5 protein-coding genes and 1 pseudogene are annotated in these 3,289 nt (G+C 30.8%); 3 read left to right on the top strand and 3 right to left on the bottom strand.

Annotated elements, in window-relative coordinates; all coding sequences use genetic code 11:
• Positions 1-89, top strand: a pseudogene (locus LQ686_RS13780) (IS3 family transposase); the annotation flags it as partial.
• A 284-nt stretch (positions 90-373) separates the two neighbouring features.
• Positions 374-541 (top strand): hypothetical protein, encoded by a 168-nt coding sequence (locus LQ686_RS13775; RefSeq protein WP_158011165.1) that lies wholly within the window; start codon positions 374-376, stop codon positions 539-541.
• 56 nt (positions 542-597) lie between these two features.
• Here the strand turns inward: LQ686_RS13775 and LQ686_RS13770 are convergent, their stop codons facing one another.
• Positions 598-1,641, bottom strand: a complete 1,044-nt coding sequence (locus LQ686_RS13770) for a family 20 glycosylhydrolase (protein WP_119494265.1) — start codon at positions 1,639-1,641, stop codon at positions 598-600.
• Positions 1,642-1,772: 131 nt separating this feature from the next.
• Positions 1,773-2,264 (bottom strand): TspO/MBR family protein, encoded by a 492-nt coding sequence (locus LQ686_RS13765; protein WP_025905385.1) that lies wholly within the window; start codon positions 2,262-2,264, stop codon positions 1,773-1,775.
• A gap of 93 nt (positions 2,265-2,357) precedes the next feature.
• On the opposite strand from LQ686_RS13765, the gene LQ686_RS13760 reads away from it, so the two are divergent.
• On the top strand, positions 2,358-2,978 hold the full coding sequence (locus tag LQ686_RS13760; protein WP_103362164.1) for an NAD(P)-dependent oxidoreductase: 621 nt from the start codon (positions 2,358-2,360) through the stop codon (positions 2,976-2,978).
• Between the two features lie 223 nt (positions 2,979-3,201).
• Here the strand turns inward: LQ686_RS13760 and LQ686_RS13755 are convergent.
• The coding region (locus tag LQ686_RS13755) for an IS3 family transposase (protein WP_231055855.1) at positions 3,202-3,289 on the bottom strand (88 nt) is incomplete at its 5' end.

The raw sequence follows: 3,289 nt of genomic DNA, 5'->3' as shown, positions 1-3,289 counted from the left end.
TCGAAAATTACATTGAAAACTATAATAAAGTTAGAATTCAACAAAAACTAGGCTACTTATCCCCTATAGAATATAGGGAATTAGCAGCCTATAAAATAGTGTTTTTATTGAGCTCCCTTAGTAAGGGTGCAGTGCCAATCAATATATGGCGTGTTTTTTATATGGAGAAATCATTTATAAAAATTTCCGTAAAACAATTTATAGATATACTTCAACGGTTTATTAAACCTATTCTTTTTTCGTATAAATTGTTGTAAAAAAATAACATAATAATTATCATTTTGTTTATCCAATATTTTAATTACTTTTTTGTTATAAATTTGCTTTTTTTGGGTATTACATATATAGCTATACTAGAGAAAGAGGTAGAACCATGGTTATGAACAACGGGAAAGGCTATTATGAAGATATCAGTGATGATTTGTTGTATGTTTCACAATCTATTAGTCAAAAAATCTCATCTGAAGATTTTAATTTATCAGATGAGAAGGAGATTATTAAAGACATTCTAGAAAAGTTGGAATCCCAATCCTCAGAATAATTCGTTATATACCGTCATAACGACTGCTCAAACTCCCATAGCAATCGTTATGATTTTTACTTTTTAAGATTAAAATATGCTTTAATCAAAGGCACCTCTTGATTGATTAATTCTTCTTGTGTCATATCAGTTGCATGTTCACCCCAAAATGATAATGCAGATCCTTTAACATTTTGACTATTCACTTCATTATAAGGATTCTTATTATAATAAAATTTGTTATATGCATATGCCCAACCTATATATTCAGCCTGTTCATTAATATCGTCCTGGCTAAACTGTTTTGAAGGCAAGAAATATAACGAATAATAATTATAGTTATATACATCAAAATAATATTTATCAAAATCTTCTACAGTTAAATTAGATTTATTGTCTTCATTTTGCTTCCAATATAATATTGAATAATGGTAATTTAAAGACTTCACCCCTTCATGCATGACCATATCATTCCACATCTGTGGCTCATATCCTTGTTGAAATGCATAGTCACCTATTTGATTCATATATTCTATAAAGCTATTTTGATGCGCACCTCCACCTGCTACTTCATCCCCACCGAGTACAATTCGTTGTTGTTCTGCAAATTGAGGTTGTTTAAACAACTCTGTTATTTCATCAATTTGTCTATTTGTAACATCTACTGCTTTACGATTTGAGAAAAAATCTAAAGTGTTATCACTATAATCACTGATTATTTCTTGATATAATGATTTATCATTTTGTTTAATCAAAGATAAAAAAGCTTTGGAATGAGAGGGAAAATCCATATCTGGAATGACCATTACATTTAAATCATTACTATACTCAATAAGTGATTTCACTTCTGTTTTTGTTAAATAATGTGGATTAGAAAAACTTTTACGATCAAAATATTCTGATTCAATTGCGTAATTTTCATCATCTAAAAAATGTAATTGAAGGTATTGACCATTATGATCATGTATATATTTAACGATGGTTTTTAAAGTTTCTAAGGAATATGATTTTCTTGCGATGTCTACAGTGATACCTTTTTGTATATTTTCAGCTTGTACTTCATTGTTTAAAAAAGTGAAACTTAATAAAACAGATAAAGTGATTAGTATTTTACTTTTCATGTTGTCACCTTTTTCTATATAGTATGCAAACTGTTTTAATATGTATATTGATATATTTTAAGCGGAAACTCAATTGAGCTATCCCGCTTAAAATATATACAAAAATGCTTTTTATTAACTAAGCAAATTCTCTACTTCTCAGTATATCTCGGGTTATCTTTATTAAGTGTCCAATTACCTGTTGTTAAATATGAGGCATAGGCAGACCAACAAACATAAGGGATTAATAACAACCCTGCTGACTTATTCACTTTATAAAATTGAACAGTTGTTAAAATGACTGCACTCAATAAAACATAACTTTCAATAAGTGCTGTACCTCTTAATTTATATTTAAAATAAAGAATTGACCATAAATAATTTAAGCCCAACTGACTATAATAAGTAGTCTGTGTTGATTTAGTAGCACGCTCTTTCGTTATAATAGAATGTGCGATACCCATGCTTAAATATAGTATAGGCCATACAATTGGGAATATATACCCAGGTGGTGAGAATGGTGGTTTTTTATTTTTAGAATAGTCCTTTCGTGCGTTTTGAACAGCATATTTTCCGATTAGTCTACCACCAACTAACGGTGCTGAAATGATACCAGCGTATTTCAATATTTTACTTAATTTCATACAGAATCACCTTTTCAAAAGTTTGATGTCTAGTATATATACCCGAATTTGTCTATCATTAAAATAAGAACTTTTATAAAAGGAGTAATACAAGTGAAAATATTAATTTTAGGTGCTACAGGCAGAGTTGGACAAGAAGTATTAACACACGCACTATCGGACGGTCATGACGTAACCGTACTCGTTCGCGATAAAAATAAATTATGCGTCGACCATCAATCTGTAAGACTAATCGAAGGAAATGTATTAAATCCAAATGATATTCAAAAAGCAGCTGAATGTAACGACATTATTGTAAGTGCATTAAGTACAGACGGCTCCACTACATTATCAGAAGCTATGCCATTAATTATTGAAACAATGTCACAACAAGGCATTAAACGTATCATCACAATAGGTACTGCTGGCATATTACAAAGTCGAACTGACAAGAATTTACTACGCTATCAATCTAACGAATCTAAAAGACGCACAACACGTGCAGCAGAAGAACATCATAAAGTTTATACAATGCTTAAAGATTCAGAGCTAGATTGGACAATCATATGCCCAACCTATTTACCAGATGGCGAAAGAATCGGACAATACAGAGTCGAACGAGACTACTTACCAGAGAATGCCGTGAAAATATCTGTCCCAGACACAGCAGACTTCGTTTACGATCAAATATCGTCCGACGTATTTATTCAATCACGCGTTGGAATAGGATATTGATATAGAATTCTGAAATAGATTATAAAGACAATTCAACAAATACAAATGAAGCGACAACTGCAACATTATTCGCAATGTTAGGAAGTTTATTGTTCTTCAGAAAGCGTAAAACTGATAAATAATAAGATAACCCCTAAGAGATGTTTCATATGAAACATCTCTTAGGGGTCTTTTTATACGGCATTGCACCCTTACTAAGGGAGCTCAATAAAAACACTACTTTCTAGGCTGCTAATTCCCTATATTCTATAGGGGATAAGTAGCCTAGTTTTTGTTGAATTCTAACTTTATTATAGTTTTCAATGTAATTT

The organism is Mammaliicoccus sp. J-M41 (genome assembly GCF_022385935.1).
Classification (GTDB): domain Bacteria; phylum Bacillota; class Bacilli; order Staphylococcales; family Staphylococcaceae; genus Mammaliicoccus; species Mammaliicoccus sciuri_A.
Note: the sequence above shows the minus strand (reverse complement) of the source record. Positions and strands in the feature narration are given on the sequence as shown.